Origin of the sequence: Sphingomonas sp. BE138 (assembly GCF_031456125.1) — a bacterium.
Taxonomy (GTDB): Bacteria; Pseudomonadota; Alphaproteobacteria; order Sphingomonadales; family Sphingomonadaceae; genus Sphingomonas.
Genome location: NZ_JAVDUC010000020.1, coordinates 16346 through 37997, shown reverse-complemented (window position 1 = coordinate 37997; position 21652 = coordinate 16346). Strand labels below are relative to the sequence as shown.

At 65.3% G+C, this 21652-nt stretch carries 21 protein-coding genes; 11 read left to right on the top strand and 10 right to left on the bottom strand.

Features of this window, described 5'->3' with window-relative positions; all coding sequences use genetic code 11:
• The first annotated feature begins 95 nt into the window (after positions 1-95).
• The gene (locus J2Y58_RS17705) at positions 96-416 is read left to right on the top strand and encodes a single-stranded DNA-binding protein (RefSeq protein WP_310106086.1); all 321 of its coding nucleotides are present in this window, start codon (positions 96-98) and stop codon (positions 414-416) included.
• A gap of 61 nt (positions 417-477) precedes the next feature.
• Here the strand turns inward: J2Y58_RS17705 and J2Y58_RS17700 are convergent, their stop codons facing one another.
• Positions 478-651 carry a hypothetical protein gene (locus tag J2Y58_RS17700; protein ID WP_310106083.1) on the bottom strand — a complete coding sequence of 58 codons (174 nt, stop codon included), beginning with the start codon at positions 649-651 and terminating at the stop codon, positions 478-480.
• 110 nt (positions 652-761) lie between these two features.
• Positions 762-1889 carry an SH3 domain-containing protein gene (locus J2Y58_RS17695; protein ID WP_310106080.1) on the bottom strand — a complete coding sequence of 376 codons (1128 nt, stop codon included), beginning with the start codon at positions 1887-1889 and terminating at the stop codon, positions 762-764.
• A gap of 462 nt (positions 1890-2351) precedes the next feature.
• Here J2Y58_RS17695 and J2Y58_RS17690 point away from each other — a divergent pair, with 462 nt between their 5' ends.
• Both J2Y58_RS17690 and J2Y58_RS17685 read left to right on the top strand, forming a co-directional pair.
• Positions 2352-3329 (top strand): DUF2493 domain-containing protein, encoded by a 978-nt coding sequence (locus J2Y58_RS17690; protein WP_310106077.1) that lies wholly within the window; start codon positions 2352-2354, stop codon positions 3327-3329.
• A gap of 135 nt (positions 3330-3464) precedes the next feature.
• Entirely contained in the window at positions 3465-4097 is a 633-nt protein-coding gene (locus J2Y58_RS17685; RefSeq protein WP_310106074.1) for a hypothetical protein, read from the top strand.
• 97 nt (positions 4098-4194) lie between these two features.
• Here the strand turns inward: J2Y58_RS17685 and J2Y58_RS17680 are convergent, their stop codons facing one another.
• Positions 4195-4377 carry a hypothetical protein gene (locus J2Y58_RS17680; RefSeq protein ID WP_310106071.1) on the bottom strand — a complete coding sequence of 61 codons (183 nt, stop codon included), beginning with the start codon at positions 4375-4377 and terminating at the stop codon, positions 4195-4197.
• Positions 4378-5159: 782 nt separating this feature from the next.
• On the opposite strand from J2Y58_RS17680, the gene J2Y58_RS17675 reads away from it, so the two are divergent.
• Complete coding sequence (locus tag J2Y58_RS17675) at positions 5160-5384, top strand: hypothetical protein (RefSeq protein ID WP_310106068.1); 225 nt, start codon at positions 5160-5162, stop codon at positions 5382-5384.
• 112 nt (positions 5385-5496) lie between these two features.
• Here J2Y58_RS17675 and J2Y58_RS17670 read toward each other — a convergent pair whose 3' ends face one another.
• The gene (locus J2Y58_RS17670) at positions 5497-5715 is read right to left on the bottom strand and encodes a hypothetical protein (protein ID WP_310106066.1); all 219 of its coding nucleotides are present in this window, start codon (positions 5713-5715) and stop codon (positions 5497-5499) included.
• Positions 5716-6409: 694 nt separating this feature from the next.
• On the opposite strand from J2Y58_RS17670, the gene J2Y58_RS17665 reads away from it, so the two are divergent.
• The 5 genes from J2Y58_RS17665 to J2Y58_RS17645 all read left to right on the top strand — a co-directional run bounded on the left by J2Y58_RS17665 (position 6410) and on the right by J2Y58_RS17645 (position 12968).
• A complete protein-coding gene (locus tag J2Y58_RS17665) occupies positions 6410-6700 on the top strand; it encodes a hypothetical protein (RefSeq protein ID WP_310106064.1) in 291 nt (96 codons plus the stop codon).
• Positions 6690-8993, top strand: a complete 2304-nt coding sequence (locus tag J2Y58_RS17660) for a type IV secretion system DNA-binding domain-containing protein (RefSeq protein WP_310106061.1) — start codon at positions 6690-6692, stop codon at positions 8991-8993. Before J2Y58_RS17665 ends, J2Y58_RS17660 begins: the two co-directional genes overlap by 11 nt.
• A 3-nt stretch (positions 8994-8996) precedes the next feature.
• A complete protein-coding gene (mobF, locus tag J2Y58_RS17655; protein ID WP_310106058.1) occupies positions 8997-12068 on the top strand; it encodes a MobF family relaxase in 3072 nt (1023 codons plus the stop codon).
• Positions 12069-12111: 43 nt separating this feature from the next.
• Positions 12112-12312, top strand: coding sequence for a hypothetical protein (locus J2Y58_RS17650; protein WP_126001390.1), 201 nt, complete (start codon positions 12112-12114; stop codon positions 12310-12312).
• Positions 12313-12491: 179 nt separating this feature from the next.
• Positions 12492-12968, top strand: a complete 477-nt coding sequence (locus J2Y58_RS17645; RefSeq protein WP_310106052.1) for a hypothetical protein — start codon at positions 12492-12494, stop codon at positions 12966-12968.
• 159 nt (positions 12969-13127) lie between these two features.
• On the opposite strand, the gene J2Y58_RS17640 is transcribed toward J2Y58_RS17645, so the two are convergent.
• From J2Y58_RS17640 to J2Y58_RS17615, 6 genes are all read right to left on the bottom strand, one after another.
• Positions 13128-13331: a CsbD family protein gene (locus J2Y58_RS17640; RefSeq protein ID WP_310106049.1), complete on the bottom strand. Its 204-nt coding sequence runs from the start codon at positions 13329-13331 to the stop codon at positions 13128-13130.
• A 273-nt stretch (positions 13332-13604) separates the two neighbouring features.
• Complete coding sequence (locus J2Y58_RS17635; RefSeq protein ID WP_310106046.1) at positions 13605-16880, bottom strand: error-prone DNA polymerase; 3276 nt, start codon at positions 16878-16880, stop codon at positions 13605-13607.
• Positions 16880-18727 carry a DUF6504 family protein gene (locus J2Y58_RS17630; protein WP_126001394.1) on the bottom strand — a complete coding sequence of 616 codons (1848 nt, stop codon included), beginning with the start codon at positions 18725-18727 and terminating at the stop codon, positions 16880-16882. Before J2Y58_RS17630 ends, J2Y58_RS17635 begins: the two co-directional genes overlap by 1 nt.
• On the bottom strand, positions 18645-19421 hold the full coding sequence (locus J2Y58_RS17625; protein WP_206431137.1) for an ImuA family protein: 777 nt from the start codon (positions 19419-19421) through the stop codon (positions 18645-18647). The genes J2Y58_RS17630 and J2Y58_RS17625 overlap by 83 nt, the downstream gene beginning before the upstream one ends.
• Positions 19422-19576: 155 nt before the next feature.
• A complete protein-coding gene (locus J2Y58_RS17620; protein ID WP_126001395.1) occupies positions 19577-20014 on the bottom strand; it encodes a DUF1810 domain-containing protein in 438 nt (145 codons plus the stop codon).
• Between the two features lies 1 nt (position 20015).
• Positions 20016-20735: an SOS response-associated peptidase gene (locus J2Y58_RS17615; RefSeq protein ID WP_405053125.1), complete on the bottom strand. Its 720-nt coding sequence runs from the start codon at positions 20733-20735 to the stop codon at positions 20016-20018.
• 34 nt (positions 20736-20769) lie between these two features.
• Here J2Y58_RS17615 and J2Y58_RS17610 point away from each other — a divergent pair, with 34 nt between their 5' ends.
• Together J2Y58_RS17610 and J2Y58_RS17605 are read left to right on the top strand one after the other, a co-directional pair.
• Positions 20770-21198 carry an SOS response-associated peptidase family protein gene (locus J2Y58_RS17610; protein WP_310106037.1) on the top strand — a complete coding sequence of 143 codons (429 nt, stop codon included), beginning with the start codon at positions 20770-20772 and terminating at the stop codon, positions 21196-21198.
• Between the two features lie 25 nt (positions 21199-21223).
• Positions 21224-21484 (top strand): hypothetical protein, encoded by a 261-nt coding sequence (locus J2Y58_RS17605; RefSeq protein ID WP_310106035.1) that lies wholly within the window; start codon positions 21224-21226, stop codon positions 21482-21484.
• Positions 21485-21652 lie beyond the last annotated feature (168 nt).

The window sequence follows — 21652 nt, the reverse complement described above, 5'->3', positions numbered from 1 at the left end:
CCTGCGCGCTACGCGCACCGGTGTGGCGCGCTCCCGCACGCCGCTCTTCGGCGTCACCGGCGGAAAGGCCGCTGGTCCCAACGAGGAGCAGTCCCATGAACAACGTCAACATTGCCGGCCGGGTCGCGAAGGACCCCGAAACGCGCGCCACCGTCACCACCCTGATCGTTGCGACGGATCGCTTGAAGCTCAAGGACGGCAAGACCTATGTCGACGAGGCGACCGGCTACACCGCCAAGGACACCGAGTTCCACAAGGTGACCTGCTTCAACGGGCTCGCGCGATCCGGCGCATCACGCAAGAAAGGCGACGTTGTCGCGATCACGGGCAGTCTCCACTATTCGAGCTGGGACGACCGCGACGGTGTCACTCGCTACGGATGCGAAATCTGGGCCGACAAGATAGACTTCTTCTGACATTCGGCGGGCGGCGCTCCGGCGCCGCTTCGTCACCAGAGCGGACCCGGGCCGGCAGACTTCAGCCGTGACGCGGCGGAGCGACGAGCAGGTCCGCGACGCTCTGCGCAAATCCCTGCGCCAGCAGCGCCTCTTCTCGCGTCAAGATGATCTCGTTCGCCATGCTCGCGTCGAGCAGATTCTTGAGCCGCGCTGTCAATGCCAAGGCCGCTTCCTTGATCAATGCCTCGTCCATCTCGCGCCCCGCGTCGTTGATGCTGGTGCTTGCAGGCAGGCACGGGACTCATGTCGCACCGCTGCCCGTCGTCACGCTATAGCATGGTTCACGCCACAGGCAGACCCATCCTATTCTCCATCTGCGGCGAGCGGAGCTGCGAGCGGCGTCACCGCGGTCGCATAGACCCAAGCCCTTGCAAGCTGGCCGGAGAGCGGGTCTCGGAACAGGATCTTGCGCCATCGGCCCTTGCTCTCTTCCACCGCGATCTCGGTACCCTGCGGCGCCTTCCACACGACGGCTCCACTGCGCGACGGCGCGTCTCGCAATGTCGCAGCCCGCGTCAGATAGGCGCGCTGATGCTGCGCCAGGAGGGCCGCCTCGGACTGGGCTGCGGCTTCGTGGTATCTGTGATGTTCTGCCTGCGTCCGATCGATCTTCTCGTTCAACGAGCTGAAGGCTGCCTTCTCATCGGGGCTCATCGTCTGCTGCTGCGGTATCAGCGCGTAGGCGCCCAAGATCGTCAGAATGAAACTCATGAAACCGACCAGGCCCATGCGTTGCAACTCCGGCAACGTGTTGGGACCAAGACCCTGAAAGAAGCTCAGGACGAGATCGAACAACGAGCCTTGCAGCCGGGCCGTCTCTTCATCCGTTTGCGCAGTGACGATCGCCGCAGCCACCTGCTGCATCTCGATCACGGTGCGCGCCGCGAATGCGGTCGGGGTTTCCCGCTCCTCGTCGCTGGCGCGCAGGGTTAGCGTATCGATCACGAGCATCCGCTCGGCGATCGCGCTGAAGGTTGTGAACCTCGGTAGCGCCTCGGCGATCATGCGCCTGTAAGTCTCGCCAGCACTGGCGGAAGCGATAGCCGATGCAACCAGCGACTTGCTCGTTTCGAACGCACGCACCGTATCGAGCACCGACGAGGCCAGATGCCGCTGCTGGTCGAGCAATGACCTGTCCTGTTGGGCGATTCGGCGCGCCGTGTCGGTGACCGACAGTGCCCAGGCATTGCTGGTCAGGTGCTTGAGGCTCTGGCGTTGCTTGCGATCCTGCTCAAGCGTGTCGAGTATCCCGCGATAGGGCGCGTCGAAGTCAAATCCGCGTAGCATCTCACTGGCGGTCTTCGCCTGTCTGATCGCGTCGGCGACTGCGCTGCCGCCGAGCGCGTTGCGGTACAGGGCGGCGCGTTCCCGTTCCTCGCGAAGGAAGCGGTCGGTGGCGCTCTCGGGCAGGCCAAAAGGGTTGGTCCTCATGAAGGCAACTCTGTCAGATCGACACGCCCGGAGCGACCAACATTTCAAGAACCGATCTGCACCGCCACCGGGGTTCGACGCATCCCACCCTGCGGGCGGGACCGGCGCTCTACTCGCCTGCGGCTCCCGGAGCCCCGTCTCCGCCGGGTCTCCGCCCCTTACACGGGTAACGATCACCTTGCGGGTGCGTGGGAGAGGTGGGTGACCAAAAATCTCTCTCTCTGAATTCCTAGTTGTGACGTGCGGGGATCCGAGCCCGTCAAGGATGAGCGGTTCCCCCAATTTTCACGATCCCTGCGCTTCGCTCCGAGCCCGAGAAAATCGGCTCCCCCGCTCCCCGCTTCGCGGCGTTAACCAGGGTCCGGCTGGCGCCGGCTTCCCGGTTAACGTCCCTGACCGGCACGACCACCGCACGTCGAATGAGAAGCCTCATCGAGTGGATGAGAATCCAAGGAGGCTATCATGCAGACCAGTTTCACCAACTTCGCCGACCTCGCCAGCCACATTGCCGCCGCGCGTGAGAACGAGGACCTGACCCAGACCTACGAAGGCGCCTTCATCGAGCATAGCGAGATGGCGAAGCTCAGCATTGTCGAGGCGCCGGAAGCGCTGGACATGCCCGATCCCGAGCAGGTCCGGGCCGCCGTCGAGATGATGATGCAAACGATGTTCGATGTGCTGCGCGACACGCGCATGGAGGCCTTCGCGACCGATCTCGCCTGGGGTTTCGCCAACAGCTTCCACGTCGTGGCGAAGCGGATCGAAGGCCGGGAGGATGACGCGGCCAAGAAGCTCGGCGAACTCGCCCGCGCCTACGACCCATCCGAGATCTACGCGACCGAACTGGAGGACACGCAGCTCCTCTGCCAGACGCTGCAGGGGTGCCGGGAAGCCATGGAGTGCATGCGCGACCATGCCGCCGAGGTCTACCGCGTCGAAACCGGCAAGCCTTTCTCGCCGGTCCGGGGAAGCCGGGTGTCGAGCGCGCTCAACGCCTCGATGATCGATGCACGCGACTATCTCGCCTCACGCGCCCGCGAGCGCCGCGAACAGTTCGCACCCGAGGGACCCGTGGTGGCCTTCTCCGGCGGTCAGGTCTGGGAAGACGGCGACCTGCTCTGGAAGGGTCTCGACAGCATCAAGGCGCGCATCCCGGAGATGATCCTCGCGACGACCGCGCAGGCCAAGGGGTGCGATGCCGTGGCGCACGCATGGGCCGCCTCGCGCGGCGTGAAGGTGATTCAGTTCCGGCTCGATCGCAGCCAGGGCAACCGGGCAGCGTTCGTGCGCAACGACCGCATCCTCAACCTCAAGCCGGTCGAAGCGGTCATCTGCGAGGGCTCGGGCATTCAGCAGAACCTCGCTCAGAAACTGCGGCAGGCAGGTGTCCCGCTGCACATCGTACGCCTCGCCCAGCAGCGCAGCCAGCGCGCCGCGTGAGGCGCTTGTCCGAGAGGCTCCGGCGCAAGCCGGAGCCTCTCTCTCTTCTCTGCGTCGACGTGCGGCGCTCAGGGGCATCGAGCCCCTTCGCGCCGCGAGACCGGGCGCGTGCGCGCTCGCTCTGCGACCCCGCCGGTGGCGGCGAAAGAGGAGGGGGAGGGCGGTTGCGGATCAACAGGGGAGGACGAGATGTCCGTCACGTTCCGCATCGCCACCGCCGCCGACGACCGCGACGGCCCGACCGCCGCCATCAGCACCTGCCAGTTCGCCGCGTTTCGCGCCCTCCTTCGCGACGAGGGCGAACGCTCCGGCATCGTCCTCGCCGACCCCGATCCGGAGGAAGGCGGCTTCCTCTCCAACCATCTTGAAGCGCGGGTCTGCCCATTGGCGCTCGCCACGATCGCCAGGCTGTTCGACTATGATGAGGCGGTCATCACCGTCGTCGAGGAAGCCCAGTTCCGCCGCCGCCGCATCAGCGTCTGTCCTGTCAACCAGGCCGGCGTGCTCGCCATGCGCGTTGCCCTTACGTCCGACCTCGGCCACGAACTCGACCTCGCATCGAGCAACGCTTTTGCGCTGCTCGAAAGCCTCGGTCTCCGACCAGACAGCGTTGGTGAAATCCCGGTGGATGCGGTTCGCGCGAGACTCGCGCATCCGGCTGTTCGCCGACGCGCCGCGATAGAAGGCACCAGCGTGTATCTCGATCGACTTGATCGGCTTCTGACCACCGCCGATCCCGATGATGCGCCCCGGCTGGAATGGGCATAGCCTCCGTCCAATCCACTCCACAGCGCAGGGCGCGTCGCTCCGGCGGCGCGCCCATTTTTTTGCTTGGCGGGCCCGAGATCCCGGTCGCAGCCGGCCCTCAGTTCCGCGGCAATGCTCGGTCGTCCTCGCTCACCGGTTGGCGGAGCAAAGCGTCGATCGCCCGCTGCGTATGGCTGGCAGCCGCGACCTCCTCCGCGGTGCCGAGATAGACCAGCGACTGGCGCAGCAGCGCCAGCGCCAGCGCACGCGCGACGACCTGCTCTGACGGGTTCGTTTCCATGTCCCGATCCCGAGCGCGAAGGTGATTCCAGCGGCAGTCGGCGGTGCGCCCAGCCAACAACTCCCGCGCGCTAGGCGCGGGAGCCGGGGCTGGTAACACGTCGAGACATGCGCCTACGCTTTTAGTGCCGAGGCACCTGGACATATGCGCAGGCACCCCGGCGTGATCACTCACCCCGAGTTGCCGTTCTCGACGGGATTACCAGTCCCGGCGCCGCCCGTTTCGCAGCGCCCGAGCGGACTAACATGTGGCCGGACATCGAACCATAAATTTGTGGATCGAAGACTCAGGCGACGGCCTGCCGAGGCCACCGGCCACGGTGACCTCGGAGAACTTACAGCCGGGCTTCTGACGCGGTTCGGTTAACGCTTTCTCCCCGCAAGCGCGCGCACCCGGCAGCACGCTGGAGCCGGATGGCTCGCCTGCCGCTGGGACCCCGATCAGGCTGCGAGTGTGTGGCCGATCGGCACGCCGCCCCGCATCACGGCACGGAACCAGGCTCTCGCATCACGGCCTCGCGCCAGTCCCCCAACCGGGGGGATAAAAATCTCTCACAGACTTCCAAGGATGTCGTTGAGGGAGCCGCCGCGTCAAGGACGGCGGGGCCCCACCATTTTCTTCGGCGGATCGAGGCCGGTCCCCATCTTTCAGCGTCAGTGGCCGCCGAAGAAAATCGTGACCCCCACCGCCGCTGCGCGGCGCCGGCGTTGCCGGCGTCCCTGACCCGGCGGCTCCCTCAACGACGGCCATTCCCCTGTCATTCAAGACGACAGGAGGCTTCCATGCAGACCATCTCGACCGCCGCCCACGCCGACGCCGCCAACTACCTCGCCGCCCTCGCATTCGCCGAGCGCCGCGCGCTTCACAGCTTCTTCGACCAGCACGTCATCGAGGAGGGGGACGGGCGCTACGTCGCCATCGACGAGGGCGACTATGACGCGCTGCCGATGATGCTCATCGACCGGGTCGTACACACGGTTCCGGGACGCATGTCCGACGAATTCTGAGCGTCGGGGAGGGGCTGCGGCCTCTCCCCTTTTTTTGCTTGGAGAGGTGCGGTCATGGGGGGCATCGAACCCCCCATGACCGCGCCGCGGCGATGCCGCGGCAGGTGCGGATTCAGGCCGCCAATCGTTTCTCGACTTCCTCGATACCAAGTCGCTTGATGCGATCGGCGAGGTCCGCCAGCCGCCTGGCATCGAGCTTGAGCAGGCCAGACTTCTCAACCGTCGCGATCGCCTGCTCACGCTCGCGTTCCTCCAGCTTTCGCCGCCGCTCATCCAGCCGGCGCTCATCTTCCTCGAGCGCCAAACGCTCCTGTTCCAAGGTCTTTGCCATAGTTGCCTCTTGTGAAGGCTAATCGGGCTATGAACCGGTCCGTTATACCGATGACGGTCGCGGCCCGAAAGGCGTTTCAGGGAGCTTGGGCGGATCGAGCTGCCGCCCGAACACGGCTCTATTCGCTAAGGTCCCGTGCCGACCCTTCAGGCCGGCAAGCGACCTAACCTCACGGAGCCAAGGCTGGCGCCCCGTCTCCGCCCATGCGGGTCACGATCCTCGCCTGGTCAATGGCGTCTTCGGCCGCCATTGCACCTGAGACGCCCGGAGGCAGGCCGTAGTTTTCCCGCCGGCACGGCACGGTTGGCCGGACAATCCGAGGGCTCGACGCTTTCCCGTCGGCACTTCCGCCTGGCGGCGGACTCATGCCCCGCCGGAACCGGAAGCGGGCACTTCCCAACATCGCTGGATCGGAACCGGGACCAACGATCGGCCCCATAGGAGATGCACACCCTACGCACCTGAAGGTGCAGGGTTTCCGTTGCTGCACAACGGCTTAGCGCGGAAGGGAATGGGAGTACGCTGTAGTACGGCGGCGGGGGAGCGTGAAAGTCGCAGATTTCCGCCATTCTCTGGTACTACTCGAGACTACGGCGCGGGCGAGTGAGAAGACCGGCTTGTCGCTGCCCTGCCGCCGAGGTATAAGCGTCGCCATTCTTCAGTCCCCACCAGCCTCCCTGCTAGGAGGTTGGTCTTGGCTACCAATTACCGGCACTACAACATCCGCCTGGAGCGCTCCCAATGGGATCGTCTCAGCGCGATCGCGGCCGATCAGAAGCTGACCGTCGCCGAGATCATCCGGTCGGCGCTCGACGTCTTCCTCTCCTCCTCCGATCTGCTGACCGCCAGCCAGCGTCGCCTGGCCCGCATCAGCGAGTTTCAGCAGCTCGCGCTCGATGTCATCATCCGCGAGCAATACCCCGAATTGCGCGACCGTCTGGTGGCCGAGACTGACAAGCGCCTGGTGCAATATCATGGCGCGTGAGGACATCCGCTCGAACGGGCAGAATATCCCGCTCACTCATCATTCCGCGCGCGGTCGCGTGCAACGCAACTCCGGCAATTTCACCCGCGGCTCCCAGCTCCTGACCCACGAAATGCTGATGTGGTTCTCGGGCGCGCGATTGCCCGTCATCGCGTGGTTCTTCGCCTTCCTTCTGGCCTGGGTTGCGATCCTGTCATTCCGCCTCGACGAGCACGGGTTCCAGCTCGTCTGCATGAAGCTCTACGCGACGCTTTGGAACTGGATCGAGCTCAACCCGAACAAGCGCGTCAACGTCACGCTGCCCAACGGCGAGATCATGCGCACGATCATGCCGGCAGTGCCGTTCATTCCCGAGGTCCAGCAGGCTTGGGCGACGACGATGCGGGCCTTGATCGGATCTCTGCTGGTCTCGCTTTTCGTCGTCGCGCCGCTGGCGATCTGGTTCATCGATCTCTCGCGCCGGCGGGGCAAGACGATCCTTCAGGAGCGGCACGAACGTGGCGCCATGCTCGTCGAAAACGTCGTGCTTCAATCCGAAATCGCCCAGCACAACCTCGCCAGCTTCGAGGACGATGCGCGCAAATTCTTTCCCGCGCTCTCGCCGAAAGCCGTGCTGAGGCTGACGTTCCAGGAGCGAAAGGCGGGCGGCATTCATCACCCCTATTCGCTCGCCGGCGTGCCTTACCCGCACCGCATGGAGCAGTCCCACACGATGCTGATCGGGACGACCGGATCGGGCAAGACCACCGAGCTTCGCAGCCTCGTCGCGCAGATGCGCGACCGCCGGGACAATGCCGTCATCTTCGACCTGACCGGGGCCTATGTCGAAGCCTTTTTCGACCCCGCCCGCGACACGATCCTGAACCCGATGGACCAGCGCTGCCCGGCCTGGTCGATCTTCAACGACTGCCGCACGCACAGCGAATTCACCGCCGCCGCGGCCGCGCTGATTCCCTCCGACGGCGGGTCCTCCGAACCCTTCTGGGCGCTGGCCGCACGCACCCTGTTCATCGAGATGTGCATCCGGCTTCAGGAACGGGGTCAGACCACCAATCTGGCGCTGTCCGAGAACCTGATGACCGCGGATCTCAAGCGGGTCCACCGCTTCCTCGCCAACACCATCGCGGATCCACTGACCGCCCCGGAAGCCGCTCGCATGGCGGAGTCGATCCGCGCCGTGTTCAACACCAACGCGCAGGTCCTGCGCTTCCTCCCCGACGAGGGCGAGCAGTTCTCGATCCGCGACTGGATCACGGGCGAAAAGCAGCCCGGCGCGATCCTCTTCATCACCTCCAATTACGTCGACCTGCCGATGAACCGGGCGCTGCTGACGCTTTGGATGGACCTGTGCATCAATCGCCTGATGACCATGCCGCGCACCCGCGCGCTGCGGATGTGGTTCATGTTCGACGAGCTCGGCGCGCTCCACAAACTGCCCGCCATCGAGAACGGCCTGCAGACCGCCCGCGCGTTCGGCGGCGCCATGATCCTGGGCATTCACAGCTTCGAGAAGCTGGTCGAGGTCTATGGCGAACAGGGCGCCCGCAATCTCGCGTCGCTCGCCCGCTCGAAGCTCATTCTCGCGACCGCGGACCTCGACACCGCCGAGCAGTGCGCGCGCTACATCGGCAACCGTGAAGTCCGCCAGATGGATGAGGCCTATAGCTACGGCTACAACAACAATCGCGACGCCTCGACGCTGACACCCAGGAAGCAGGTCGAGCCGCTCGTCATCGCCGACGACATCACCAACCTGCCTTCGATGCACGGCTTCGTGAAGTTCCCGGACGGCTTCCCGGCCGCTCGGATTCTGCTCGAGTGGAAGGACTATCCCCAGGTCGCACCGGGGTTCGTCGCCAGACCCTCCATGCAGCCCGTCCGCTCGCGCCGCGGCGAGGAGGCTTTCGCAGACGAGGGGGGTGAGGCGGGCGGTCGCGACGGCGCCGTTCAGATCGTCGATGAGGTGGTCGATACGACCAATCTCGCCAAGGAGATGGCGGCGCGCATCCTGCAGATGCCAGCCGCCGAGCAAATTACGGAAGCCGATCGGGCGGCGCAGCGTGCCGACGACAAGAACGAACAGTCGACCCCCGCCGGCCACGCTGCCGACAAGGCCCAGGCGGCACGCGAGAAGGCGGAGGGACACGAATCAGCAAACCGCTCGTCGGACGAGCGCCGCGACGGTCGCGCCGCGCCGCCACAGATTAGCCAGGTCGAGAACCAGACGCTCGTTGAACTCCGCCACGGCATCGCCGTCGGCCGCGACGACAGCGATCTCGACATGGGTATTTGATCGATGCACTCGATCGCCTCGGTCCGCTCCGCATCCGGTGCCGCGAACTATTTCGCGAAGGACGATTTCAAGGACAATTATTACACCGCCGACGGCGCCTCGGAGGTCAACAGCTGGGGCGGGGCAGGGGCCGAGGCGCTCGGCCTGGAAGGCGAGGTTTCGCGGGAATCATTCGAGGCGGTCCTGAGCGGGATACTGCCAAGCGGCGAGGGCGTGGCACAGGTCGAGAACCGCCGTCACGGCCTCGATCTCACCTTCTCGGCGCCGAAGTCCGTTTCGGTCATGGCCTATGTCGCCGGCGACAAGCGCGTGCTCGCCGCCAACATGGCAGCCGTCCAGAAAACCATGGCGTGGGTCGAAAAGAATCTCGCCGAGGGGCGCAAGGATGTCGAGGGGCGCAAGGTGCCGGTCCAGACCGGCAATCTCGTCTATGCGCTCTTCCAGCACGACACCAGCCGCGCGCTCGATCCGCAGGCCCACGTCCATGCCGTAGTCGCCAACCTGACGCGGATGCCGGACGGCAAATGGCAGGCGCTTCATGCCGACAAGATCTGGAGCCACAACGCGACGATCGGCGCCATCTATCACGCCTATCTGCGGGCCGGGCTGGAGAAGATGGGTTACCAGGTCGAGTTGAAGGGCAAGCACGGCACCTTCGAGATTCTCGGCGTGCCGAAGGCGGTAATCGATGCCTTCAGCCAGCGGCGCGAGGCGATCCTGGAAAAGGCTGCCGCGCTCGGGATCGTCTCGGCCAAGGGTCGCGACGGCGTCACTACCACGACCCGCGATCCCAAGCTCAACGTCGAGGACCGCGACGGGCTCGTTAAAGGCTGGATCGACAAGGCGGCGGGGCTCGGCTTCGACGGCAAGAGCCTCCTCGTCGCGGCCGAAGCCCGCGCCGGCCAGCGTCTCGGGGCGGGGCGGATAGAGCGCGGATATCGCGCGGTGAGCGATGCGATCGCGAGCGCTCGTACGTCGGTCGGCGGGCTCCTGCGCCCACGCGATCCTCTCGTCGACAGCGGGCTCGCCCGCGCTACCCAGTCGCCGGCGGTTGCGCGCTCGCAGCTCGCGGTCGCGTCGGCAGTCCGGATCCTGGCGGAGCGCGAGGCGGCGTTCAACGTCCATCTGCTCGCGAAGACTGCCTTGGACCTCGGCTTGAAGGGCGTCACGATCGACACGGTCGAGCACCGGATCGGCCAGCTCCTCGAGACCCGCCAGCTTCTTCCCGGGGTCGCGCGACCCGGCGACAGGGGCGTCCAGATGGTGACCACGCAGGAAGCGCTGCGCACCGAAGAAGCGATCCTGAAAAGCGTCGCGGCAGGCGCCGGCAAGGCAGATCCGGTCGTCTCGGCGAGTGCTGCACCCGAGCGTCTGCAGAGCGTTGCCGATCGGCCGCTCAATGCCGGCCAGCTCGCCGCCGCGACCCTGATCCTGTCGTCGACCGACCGCACCGTCACGATCCAGGGCGTCGCCGGCGCCGGCAAGTCGACGATGCTTCAAGCAGTGGCCCGGATCGCAGAAGCCGAGGGCCGAACCGTGCTCGGCCTCGCGTTCCAGAACAAAATGGTCGCGGATCTGGCCGAGGGTGCCGGCATCAAGAGCCAGACGATCGCGTCCTTCGTCCTCGCTAACGAACGGTTCGTCACCGAATGCGATACGCCCCGATACGAGGAAGCGCGGGCCCAGCTGGCGGGCGCCTTGCTGGTGGTCGACGAGACCTCGATGGTTTCGAGCAGCGACATGCTGACGTTGCACCGGATCACCGAGGCGCTCGGCGTCGACAAGCTGGTGCTGGTCGGCGATCGTCAGCAGCTCTCCTCGATCGACGCCGGCAAATCATTTGCGATGATCCAGGCGGCCGGAGGGACGATGGCGCGGATGGATGAGAACATCCGCCAGCGTACCGACACGCTGCGGACGGTCGCCGCGCTCGCCAATGTCGGCCGCGCGGGCGAGGCGATGAAGGTGCTGGGCGACAATGTTCATGAGAGCGCCAGCGCGCCCGAGACGGCAGCCGACATGTGGCTCGCATTATCGGCCGAAGACCGCGATGCCACCGCCGTGTTCGCGTCGGGCCGCGCGTCACGCGCGATCATCAACCAACGCATCCAGGATGGCCTTGCGGCCGACGGAACGGTGCGCGGGCAGGGTATCCACCTCACGGTCTACGAGCGCGTCAATCTCACGCGCGAGGAGTTGCGCTATGCCTCGACCTATCAGGTCGGCCAGACGCTCGACGTCGGCCGCGGCGGCGCGCAGGACATCGGTCTCAAGCAGGGGCGCTACGATGTCACGCGCGTGCTGCCGAGCGGCAAGGTCGAGCTCAGCGATGGGCGACGGCATATCCGCTTCGATCCCCAGAGCCTGTCGCCCACGGAGAAGCGGGATCGGCTCGAACTCACCCAGAAGAAGGACCTCCACGTCCGCGAGGGCGACCGCATCCGGTGGACCGCCAATGACAAGCCGCGCGACCTTCATAACGCCGCGCTCGCGCGCGTGCTGTCGGTGGACGCCGCGGGGGTGACGGTCGAAACCGCGGGCAAGGAGACGCTCACGCTGGATCTCGGCGATCCGATGCTGTCGCGGCTCGATCTCGCCTACGCGCTCAACATGCACATGGCGCAAGGCATCACGACCGACAAAGCCATCACGGTCATGGACAGCCACGAGCGCAACCTGTCCAACCAGCGGCTCTTCAATGTGGGCGTCACCCGTGTGCGCGACGAGCTCGTCATGGTGGTCGACGACAAGGAGAAGCTGGAGCGCCAGCTCGACCTCAATCCCGGCAACAAGACCTCGGCGCTCGAGACGCTTGGCCGCATCGACATCGACGGGAAGAAGGGGCCGGCTGCGCCGGAGAAGTTCGATCCTGGTCCGATCGACGGCATCAATCTGGCCGACAAGCCCGACCTTCTCACCGACTTGCCGCCCCTTCCCGACGGACCCCTCGTGCCGGGCGCTGCGCCCGCAGCCGCTTTGAAGAGCGGCGACCTCAAGGCCCTTGCAGACCTCAAGCCCGACAAGGGCGACCTGCTGCCGCCGCTGCCGGAGCGCAGCCTCGGACTCGATTTGTGAAGCGAACAGCCGGCGCGGTGCCGGCAGACGAAGGAGACGACCGATGGGATGGGAGTTCGATGAAGGCGGCAAGTTCGGCAGCGAGAAGGCTGCCGAGGACTACGCACGGCGTAACGGTTTGAGCAATGCCGACTTTCGGACCCGGCGGAAGGGCGACGGTGTCGAGCTCGAGATCCGCCGCTCCGCCGTCGACGGCCGAAGCCTGCGCGATAGCAATGAGGGGCGCAAGGACGGCTGGTTCTGACCTCGGACTTGCTTACCAAAGGAAGATGAGATGGGTCTAGACGACCGTGAATATATGCGCGAGCGGCGGCGCAAGGAAGTCAAGGCATGGGCAGGCAGCTCATCGTGGACCACCGGTAAACAGCGGTTCGGGCATGACGGGGCTTGGTCCTCGAGACTTAAGCCGCATACCGCGCCGCGTTGGATATGCTACTGTCGGCTGCGACGATCCTGTTTCCCTTTTATGGAGAGATTCAGAGACGAGGTTGGGTTCCCGACTTCGAGAAAAGCGAGCCGTTTCCTCAGACAGGCTCCGTGACTGTCATGCGATCGATCAAACCGCGAGACATCACCAGCTCGCTGACCGTCGTCACGAGCAGGGCCAATGCAGTGGTTCAATTTTTCGACCCGCGGACCGACGTGCATATCCTTTCAGTATTCGTCGCCGGACATAACCGCATCACCGTGCCTGCGCCGGCCGGAACGTTCCGAATGCGATTCATCGAAGGCAGGAACTGGCACGGTAGCAAACGCTATTTCGGCCCGAACACCTCCTACGAGACCGGCGCCGAGTTGATGACCTTCGAAGCACGAAGTGGACATTTCATTGACCTCAATCGCCGACCCGATGGTAACTTGAAAACGAGAACGATGATAAAGGGACCGGCGCCGATCTAGCTCAGCATTGACACTATAGACCCGATGATGATGCTAACCCGTGCAGTCGCGAGTATCGCTGGCACTTCGAGGCCGGGCCGTTATCGACGGTTCTACTGGTCTACCGGCATGAAAAAGCCCGCCGTTGGGCGGGCTCCTCCATGGCGAGACGTCGGCCGATTACCAGGTCTGGCGGTTGTACCAGTCGTCGACATCCTTGCTGGCCTGATCCTTCTCATAGCCGTAGCGTTCCTGGATCTTACCCTCGAGCTGATCACGCTTGCCAGCGATCACATCGAGATCGTCATCGGTCAGCTTGCCCCATTGTTCCTTGACCTTGCCTGTTAGCTGCTTCCAATTACCTTCAACGCGATTCCAGTCCATGATTCCTCTCCTTCCGATATTTGACAGAAACGAGGTGGCTTCGGGAAGGTTTCCGAGGGGGGCATAGCTGGGCTGGCAAGATGATCTTGACCGCCTGCCGGTTGGGCAAGAGCCCATACTGCGGTTCAACCGCCAACCGAGATTGTGCGGCCGAGCCAATACCCCAATCTCGCTAAGCGGTTTGTCATCCGTGACACTTTACCCGGAAGCGAGAGGTAAAGTGTCATTGATGACAGCCTCGAAGAGCTAAGAGTTGACGTGGTTCCGGCAGGGTCAATGAAAGTCATGGCTACGGATGCGCATCAGCTCTTCCTCGTCCGGAACGGCATTGAACGGCGGATAGGCGAGCGTTCGCCCTCGCGGTGGCCAGCTCGGATCGCGTGGATCGGGACCGGCTCCATTCTTGGCGCCATCGCCGCGTCCCGGCGCAACGGTGAAATCCATCTTCCCGATCGATCGCAGCATGTCGTCATGGTCGGTGATTCGGTCGCAGATGATGTGGATGACCTCGCCCTCCTTCTGCACCCTGCCGCGCATCGCGATCATCGAGGCGGACATGACCTGGCGGCGGTAAATCTCGAACCGGTCGGGCCACAGGATGCCGTTGGCGATTCCGGTCTCGTCTTCGATAGTGATGAACAGGACTCCTTTGGCGGAGCCTGGGCGCTGCCGGACGAGGATCACGCCGGCGACCTCTACGTTGCGGCCGTCGCGCACCGACGCGAGATCGGCGCAGCGCAGGACGCGCATCGTATCAAGCTGACCGCGAAGGAAGCTTATCGGGTGGCCGCGCAGCGATAGCTGAAGCGATCGGTAATCCTCGACCACCTCGCGGCCATCGGTCATCGCGCGGAGCGCCACCGACGGCTCCAGCCCCTCGGGCGAGAACCTGTCCTCACGCGCGTCAGCGGCAGCGAACAGCGGCAGCGGCGTTTCGCCGAGCCCCTTCACCTTCCATAGTCCCTGGCGGCGGTTTTTAGCGAGGCACTGGAATGCGTCGGCTTCGGCCAGACGCTCGATAGCGGCACGAGGCACGCCGGCGCGCCGCCAGACTTCTTCGACACTTTCGTAAGGCGCTGGCCCGCGTGCCGCAGCAATCGTGGCACCGTGAACGTTGGCGAGCCCACGGACTTGCCCGAACCCGAGCCGCACCGCCATATAGCGCCTGCCGGTTGGCTCAAGCGTACAGTCCCAGTGACTGTGGTTGATCGACACGGGCCGCACCTCGACGTCATGCCTGCGGGCGTCGTCGACGATCTGGGCGGGAGCGTAGAATCCCATCGGCTGCGCGTTGAGCAGCGCCGCGCAAAACACGTCGGGATGATGGTGCTTCATCCAACACGACGCATAGGCGATCTTGGCGAAGCTGGCGGCATGGCTTTCGGGAAAGCCGTACGAACCGAAACCCTCGATCTGCTTGAACGTCCTTTCCGCAAAGTCCTTCGGATAGCCGCGAGCCACCATCCCGCTGACCAACTTGTCATAGAAGTGGCTGACGCCGCCCGTGAGTTTGAAGGTGGCCATCGCGCGGCGGAGCTGGTCGGCCTCTTGCGGAGTAAAACCGGCGCCGACGATGGCGACTTTCATCGCCTGCTCTTGAAAGAGCGGCACACCGAGGGTCTTCTCGAGGACGGCGCGCAGCTCGGGCTTGGGATATTCGGGCTTCTCCTTGCCCTCGCGGCGCCGAAGATAGGGGTGGACCATGTCACCCTGTATCGGCCCCGGCCGCACGATCGCGACTTCGATGGTGAGATCGTAGAACTCCTTGGGCTTCATGCGTGGCAGCATGTTCATTTGGGCGCGGGACTCGATCTGGAAGACGCCGAGCGTGTCGGCCTTCTGGATCATCGAGTAGACGTCAGGGTCATCGTCCTGAAGGTCGGCCATTCCAACGCTGATTTCCTTCTCCTGCTCCAACAGGTTGAACGCGCGGTTGAGGCAGCCGAGCATGCCCAGGCCCAGCACGTCGACTTTCATGAATTTCAGGGCGTCGATATCGTCCTTGTCCCACTCAATGATCTGACGATCCTCCATCCGGGCAGGCTCGATCGGCACGAGATCGTCGAGCCGGTCCTGGGTCAGCACGAAACCGCCGGGGTGCTGCGACAGGTGGCGCGGGTGACCGATCAGCTGACGGGCAAGCTGAAGCGTCAGCTTGAGCCGGTGATCACCGGCGTTGAGGTTGAGACTGGCAATCTGCTCATCGGTAATGCCATCGACCGACCAGCCCCATACGAGCCCGGTCAGCATCTTCGTCAGGTCGCGCGGCAGGCCAAGCGCCTTGCCGACGTCGGCGACCGCGCCGCGGGTACGGTAGCGGGTTACCACGGCCGTAAGGGCGGAGCGATGACGTCCGTAGGTCTCGTAAATCCACTGAATGATCTCTTCGCGTCGCTCATGTTCGAAATCGACGTCGATATCGGGCGGCTCCTTGCGCTCGCCGCTGACGAAGCGTTCGAACAGCAATTCGTGCTTGATTGGATCGATCGACGTGATGCCGAGCAGGAAGCAGACACAGCTGTTCGCCGCGCTTCCGCGACCCTGGCACAAAATACCGCGGCGGCGGCTCTCGCCGACGATCGAGTTTACCGTGAGGAAGTAGGGCGCGTAACCTAGCTGGGCGATCAATCTCAGCTCGTGATTGATTTGGGACCGATAGGCCTGCGGCACGCCGCCGGGAAACATGCGAGCGGCCGCCTCTTCGGTTAGTGCCGCTAGCGCCTCCTGCGCCGTTCGCCCGGCTATGATCTGCTCATACGGGTACTGATACTGGATCTCGCCAAGGTCGAACCGGCATTGCGCCGCGATGTCGGCGCTGGCCCGAACAGCGTCCGGGAATCGGGCGAACCGCCGCTCCATCTCGGCGGGGGACTTCAGGTCACGGTCCATGTAGCGCTCGCGCCGGAACCCGAGCGCATCGATCGTCGTCCGTTCGCGGATCGCGGTCATCACGTCCTGCAACGGCCGCGCCTCGCCGGTGTGATAGAGCACATCCCCGGTAGCGACGCTCCGCACGCCCGCAGCACGCGCCATCGCATCCAGCTCGTAAAGTCGCTGGGCATCATCGGGCCGGCGGCGAAGCGACAGTGCGAGATAGCCGCGCGATCCGAACACCGCGCGCAGCTCATCAAGGCGAGCGGCGGTGGCGTCGTCTGGCATATCCGGCACGAGGATCGCCACCAGCCCGTCGGCATGCGCTGCGACGTCGTTCCAGTCGAGGACGCAACGGCCCTTGCCGCCGCGCGCCTTGCCGATCGACAGGAGGCGCGTCAGCCGCGACCAGGCGGTGCGGTCGGTCGGATAAAGCAGCGCCGCGCGGCCGTCGGTCAGGTCGACCCGGGCGCCGGGCATCATGCGCACACCGGTAGCTTTCTGCCCATCCCAGCCGCGGACGACGCCCGCGACGCTACCCCGATCGACCAACCCCAGCGTATGATGACCGAGCAGCGCGGCTGCGGAGAACAGTTCCTCGGGCGAGCTGCTGCCGCGCAGGAACGAGAAGTGGCTCGTCACCTGAAGCTCGACATAAGTCGCCGCGGGCCTCTCCATCACCCGAACAGCCCATGCATGTACCAGCTGAGGTCGCCGGTCGTTGTCTCGACGCCGTCGCCGCGGCGGAACAGCCAGAAGCGCTCACCGCCCTCAGCTTCCACCCGGAAATAGTCCCGCACCGCCCACATCTCGCGCTCGTTGCGCCACCACTCGCCATGGATGCGTTCCGGGCCATCGCCGGCGACGACGCGATAGCCGCTGCCGCGCCACGCAAACCGCCGCGGCGGCTGATCCGGCAACAGCGCGACGACGTCGCCGAGCAGCTCTGGTCGACGTAGCAACCGCACGGGCCGCTTCCACGTCGGCCAGCCAACCGGTGTCGCGAGCACGTCTGTCCGCCGGGTTGCGCGTTCGGGTACGTCGCTCTCCTCTGCGCCAACCCGGAACAATGCGGCCTCACCGACGCGTCCGGCAAGCTGGTCGACCAGCGGCGCGATGTCGGCGGGACGATCGTCGCCAACCAGCGCCGCACCGAGCGACACCGGTGCGAGATCTTCGATCCTCGGGGCGGCAAGCGCCACCGCCTCGATACCCAGCCCCGGATCGATCCGTTCGACCCGCATCGCCAGCATCCGCGTGAGATGCTTCGCGTCGCGCGTTGCCCGCGCGGTACCAAGACCGATACGCTGCTCGTCGCCGTCGACGCGCAAGCAGGTCAGCACCGCGGCGCGAAGACCGAGCCCCCGTGCCTGCAGCACCGCCACCATGTCGTCGACGAGATCGCCAATCACCTGGGTGATCGCCTCAGCTGTACCGATCGGTTCCAGCAGCCGGCGCATCACGCGCGGCTCTTCGAAGGGTACCACCGGGACGATCGGCTCGGCGACCATGCCGCGGGCCTGGTCGAGGCGAGTGACCGTCGCCATGCCGAGCCGGCGCGCGAGCGGACCGCGCGGCATCGGATAGAGGTCGGAAATCCGCTCCAGCCCGAACCTGGCGGCCGCATGCAACGCCTCCGGCGTCAGTCGCAGCGCGGCAAGCGGCAGGTCGGCGAGGGTCTCGGCTTCGGTGCCAGGTGGCAGGATGGTGGCCGGCTTGTCGCCGTAGCGCGCCAGCGCATGCGCTGCGCCCGGGGTGCCGGCGATCGCGATGCTGGCGGTGAAGCCGATGCGCTGGAGGAAGCGCAGTAACCGGCGGCAGAAGTGCGGCTCGCCACCGAACAGATGGGTGGTGCCGGTGAGATCGAGCCACAAGCCATCCGGTCCGGCGACGCTGGCGGAAGGCGTCCAATGGCCGACCGCATGAAGCGCCAGCCGGTCGAGCCAAGCGCGATCCTCATCGGGCTCGGCGTCGCGCACGTCGAGATCGGCGACGAGCGCGCGCGCATAGGCCGCAGCCATGCCGGGGCGCAGGCCCAGCTCGAGTGCGGCCGGGCACGTGGCGGTCAACACGTCCTTCTGGCCGATCCGCTCGATCAGGACGGTCGGGCGACCCCATGTCTGAGCGATCGGGGCCGGCATGGCAGGCCTGCGCGCCGGGGCACCTTCGTCGGGCGGCATTGCCTTGAACGGATGATCGGCAGGTTCGCTGCGCCGGCCGAGCATGCGCTTGGGCGGTTGTTGATGCGCGGGCAGCGAGGCGATCGCGTCCTCGACCGACGCGCGCGGCGGAGCGCCGTCGCGTGGCCAGGCCGCGGCGCCATGATCAACGAGCGCCCAGCGGGCGCCCGGCCGCCAGCCGCCGCCGCGCGGCACCGAGCAGGCGCCAGGATCGTCATCGATCGGCGGTGCGAACCTCGAGCGTGTGGGGGCCGGCAGCGCCTCAGGCAGCTTGGCTGGCCGCTCCGACCGCCGCAACCGCTCGATGGCGAGCTGGGGCAGGTAGAGCGAGGCGACCCTGGTCATCACACGCATCGAGTTCGAGGGAGAAGGGATTACCGTTGCGCTGCCGGACCAGCTCGACCGACCAGCGCGGACGACCGACGCCGGGGTAGGGCAGCCTGGCTGACGACACGCAGCCGATCCGCCAGCGGGTCATCGCCGACGAGGGCTGACCGAGCGGACAGCGATCGAGCGAGCGATGCCGGCGGTAGAGCAGGATCGGCGTCCCGCCATCCGATGCGGCGAGCTGGAGCCGGCGGGTCGCGGTCTGGTCGGCCGACTTCACCTCGGCGACCACGCAGGCAAGCGAGCCGAACCGCAACGCATCCTCGGCCAATGCCAGCACCTCGGCATCCTTGCCCGCCTCGGCGTGGAAAATACGCTCAGGGCCGAGCCCGACCTGTTCCAGCCCCGGCGCATAAAGGTCATAGCGGCTCAGCGCCCACAGCACTGTGAATCCTGGCTGTGCTGCGAATCGGGCGGCGATACCGGCTGCGAACAGCGTGGCGGCCGCGTCGTCGTTCAGCGAGGCGGTGGCAGCGGCTATCTCGTGGAGCCCGGCGCCGTCGAGCCCGCCGCCGGCAATCTGGCTATCGACCGCTTCCAGTCCGAACGCCAGCACCGGCCCGCGCTGGCTCTGGGCCTGCGCAAGCTGCGCGCGAAGCGCGGCTATTTGATCGGCACCGGGCCGATCGGGGGACGACGAAGGTACGGGCATCGGTCAGCATCGACTCACTTGTTCCTTTTATGTTCCGCTTACTCTTGGGATTCGTCAAGCCGGATGATTGATTACCAAGCCGCATGACTTCGATACGCAACTCGCGGGTTCGATCGCCCAAGCTATCCGTCTCTCGGGCGTTAACATGTAGCGGCTTAGCCTGTGGGCGCCTCGTCCCCGATCAGCCGCAGCGTTAACGGGTCGCGCTCGCCGCCAAACCAACGGTCGAGCGCCGCGGCGATGAGCGCGTTGGGACGGGCTGCCTCGAACAGAGTGAGCGATGAGCGCAGCTTCGTGGCATCGATGTCGCCGAACACAGCCTCGGCATTGCTTGTCGCGAGATCCTGCAGCGCAGCGACGCATTCGAGATAGCGCGGACCCAATACGGCGTGGTCGAGATAAGCGCGGGCCTCTTCGAGCGACCGGACGGCGAAATGCTGCGCGGTCGAACTGCGCCCGAGCCCGGCGAACTGTGGAAAAACATACCACATCCAGTGCGAGCGCTTGGCCCCGCGCCGGATCTCGGCGAGCGCGGTCTTGTAGCTGAGGGTTTGAGCCTCGACGAAGCGGTCGAGCGAGTTGGTCCCCGGCATGTCAGAGCAGCGCCGGTTCTGCGGCCGGGAACACGCGCGTGACCGGCAAGCTGCCTTTCGGCAACGCTCGCAGCACATCCTTCGCCGGCACCGACGGATCGAGCCAGTCGGCCCACTGGTCGCGTGTCAGTGGCATTATCTGACGATGATGATATGGCGCGACATCCTCGCCCGGCTCCATGGTCAGCATGGTCCAGGCTTCGCCGGATGGCGCTGTGCGCCAGATGCCGGCGATGCAGAACCAGTCGTGTCCCTTCAACGTGAATAGCCACTTCGTTTTGCGCTTCTGACCTGGCTGCGGTTCGGTGAACTCATAGAAGCCATCGGCGAGGATTAGGCAGCGGCCGGAGGAAAATTCGCGACCTTCGCTGCGGAAGTTATAGACGGGCCTGCCGCCTTGCCCTGGCCAGCTCCATCTACGACTGACCAGCTCGCCCACGCCACGTTCGCCATCGACACCGCGTACTATCGGGGCTGAATCGCTGATCTTGATATCCTCACGAGCTGCCACGTTTGGCGTGCCTTCGGGGGTCTTGATCTTGATCTTGAGGTCTTCGAAGTCCTCCATGATCGAGGCGACGTCCACCTCAAGCCGATAGTCATTGCACACGCGCCCCAGCCTTTCTTGCGACCTGTCGTCGTTCCCAGTATGTTCCGGCGCGATGGAGTCGCCCATACCATTTGATATCGATGCCCCGCCGGGGGGCAGACGTCCCATCATCAGGCGAAATCCGGATGACGCCAGCGAAATCGAGATGGTCGAGGCGGCATGGGGGTCGAACCCCCGGTTCAGCGATGGTGCCTCGTTGCGGTTCGTTCGCTCGGAGGGCCGCACTTTCCCGCGCCATCGCTGCCTGGTTCCAGCCAGCGAGTTTCACATGCGCGTGGGGGACAAGCGCTACCGCGCGACCCTCGAAAGCGGCAACTTCTTCTATCTTGCCGCCATCTGGGAGCCGGCGATGGGCGAGTGGCCGCTCAGCTTCCGTATCATCACGGTCGCGGCGAACGCGGAGGTTGCACGCTACCAGGAACGGCATGGCGCGATCATCGAACGACGGCACCGGATGCAATGGCTCGACGCTACCGTTCCGGAGATCGACCTGCTGCAGACGCCGCCAGAGCGGACATTCCTCGTCGAGCGGCTCCTAGGCGGCGGGACCAGCCAATCGGAACTCGCCCTGTGACCACCGAAAAGAAAGGAGGATGAGCATGGACGCGCTAGCGGACGTAGAAGATTGGCTGACCCAAGAGGCCGATGAGATCCTGCTCGAATATCCTCAAACATCCCCCGCCGACCTCGCCGCGTCATTCGAGCGAACGATAGCGAGCTACGACGGCGATCGGGACATGGCTGTGGCTATCATAGCCGAGCTGAGGCGCCGTGCCGACGCGGGCGTACGCCTTTGGCCTGGCCAACCCTCCGCGCCGGAGGCGACCGATGCGATTACGGACGACGACATACCGTGGTGATGTATCCGAGACGGTTCGAGCCGAACTTTCCTAATCTGCGTCGGGCATTGGTCCTCGGCGTGGTCGTTGCCTCATTTTCCTGGGCGACACCCGCATTGGCCGATCCGTGCGAGGGTGTTCTGCCCGCTCGCGGCGCCGCCTTCTCCGGTGTCGTTCGTTATGTCGGCG

Coding starts and splice junctions, on each gene's coding strand:
- J2Y58_RS17690 (WP_310106077.1), top strand. CDS start 2,352: ATGCAGACCAGTTTCACCAACTTCGCCGACCTCGCCAGCCACATTGCC.
- J2Y58_RS17680 (WP_310106071.1), bottom strand. CDS start 4,377: ATGGAAACGAACCCGTCAGAGCAGGTCGTCGCGCGTGCGCTGGCGCTG.
- J2Y58_RS17675 (WP_310106068.1), top strand. CDS start 5,160: ATGCAGACCATCTCGACCGCCGCCCACGCCGACGCCGCCAACTACCTC.
- J2Y58_RS17615 (WP_405053125.1), bottom strand. CDS start 20,735: ATGATGGGACGTCTGCCCCCCGGCGGGGCATCGATATCAAATGGTATG.
- J2Y58_RS17700 (WP_310106083.1), bottom strand. CDS start 651: ATGGACGAGGCATTGATCAAGGAAGCGGCCTTGGCATTGACAGCGCGG.
- J2Y58_RS17630 (WP_126001394.1), bottom strand. CDS start 18,727: ATGACCAGGGTCGCCTCGCTCTACCTGCCCCAGCTCGCCATCGAGCGG.
- J2Y58_RS17635 (WP_310106046.1), bottom strand. CDS start 16,880: ATGGAGAGGCCCGCGGCGACTTATGTCGAGCTTCAGGTGACGAGCCAC.
- mobF (WP_310106058.1), top strand. CDS start 8,997: ATGCACTCGATCGCCTCGGTCCGCTCCGCATCCGGTGCCGCGAACTAT.
- J2Y58_RS17605 (WP_310106035.1), top strand. CDS start 21,224: ATGGACGCGCTAGCGGACGTAGAAGATTGGCTGACCCAAGAGGCCGAT.
- J2Y58_RS17705 (WP_310106086.1), top strand. CDS start 96: ATGAACAACGTCAACATTGCCGGCCGGGTCGCGAAGGACCCCGAAACG.
- J2Y58_RS17695 (WP_310106080.1), bottom strand. CDS start 1,889: ATGAGGACCAACCCTTTTGGCCTGCCCGAGAGCGCCACCGACCGCTTC.
- J2Y58_RS17610 (WP_310106037.1), top strand. CDS start 20,770: ATGGTCGAGGCGGCATGGGGGTCGAACCCCCGGTTCAGCGATGGTGCC.
- J2Y58_RS17625 (WP_206431137.1), bottom strand. CDS start 19,421: ATGCCCGTACCTTCGTCGTCCCCCGATCGGCCCGGTGCCGATCAAATA.
- J2Y58_RS17640 (WP_310106049.1), bottom strand. CDS start 13,331: ATGGACTGGAATCGCGTTGAAGGTAATTGGAAGCAGCTAACAGGCAAG.
- J2Y58_RS17660 (WP_310106061.1), top strand. CDS start 6,690: ATGGCGCGTGAGGACATCCGCTCGAACGGGCAGAATATCCCGCTCACT.
- J2Y58_RS17670 (WP_310106066.1), bottom strand. CDS start 5,715: ATGGCAAAGACCTTGGAACAGGAGCGTTTGGCGCTCGAGGAAGATGAG.
- J2Y58_RS17650 (WP_126001390.1), top strand. CDS start 12,112: ATGGGATGGGAGTTCGATGAAGGCGGCAAGTTCGGCAGCGAGAAGGCT.
- J2Y58_RS17620 (WP_126001395.1), bottom strand. CDS start 20,014: ATGCCGGGGACCAACTCGCTCGACCGCTTCGTCGAGGCTCAAACCCTC.